This window comes from Rhodococcus sp. P4_F3_2 (assembly GCF_056401335.1).
This window is the reverse complement of record NZ_JBFUJN010000116.1, coordinates 1-671: the sequence shown is the minus strand read 5'-3', so window position 1 is coordinate 671 and position 671 is coordinate 1. Positions and strand designations below refer to the sequence as shown.

Here is a 671-nt window from a genome sequence, read left to right as displayed (position 1 = left end):
CAAAAAAAGACTTCAGGCATATAGCTAAAATCTTTTTTTATGTCTATTTATGATTGTTGAGCAAATGTTAACAGATACTCATCTTGCATTAAAACTTCGTAATCTTGTTCACCATTTCTTACGACGTGTACAGGGACTGTTTTTGCAGGAAGTAATTCAACTGGCTCACGATAGCGTTTTGCCACTCCGTTAATAAGTTCGTTTACTAACTGCTCGTTACTCAGCTCACCCGCCTGATATTTTTCTGCAAGTGGTGTCATGACTTCCGCTAATACACTTGCATCGTTAAATCCTTGAATTTCGACTTGTACGACGTACGCATCATCTTCATCACTATACGCTGCATCTTTAATTTTATATTTTGTAGATGAAAGAGCTTTTAGAAAAGCGCTGCTTACTTCGTTTAACTGCTCGTCGGTTATRTTTGAGCTCAATGATGATAAAGCACCTTTAAAATTCGTTTCAAAAAACTCTACAAACGAACTCTTTTGGAACTCCCCTTTTTCTTCTACCTGTTTCTTATCTTGCTGATTYGGATGTTTAGCAACAAATTGATCTGTATTTTGATAAACAGTTGCTTGAATTAAAGCATCCACGTATTGTCCTGCTTCCTTGGCATAGGCAGCTTGCTTTTCCTTACTTGGCGTTTCGGTGCTGCTATCTTTAGAAGC

The 671-nt window shown here is 37.5% G+C and carries 1 protein-coding gene; it reads right to left on the bottom strand.

Translation table 11 applies throughout. The features are described 5' to 3' along the window. Positions 1-47: 47 nt before the first annotated feature. On the bottom strand, positions 48-671 hold a 624-nt coding region (locus tag AC1DWA_RS33025), incomplete at its 5' end, for a hypothetical protein (protein ID WP_477917645.1).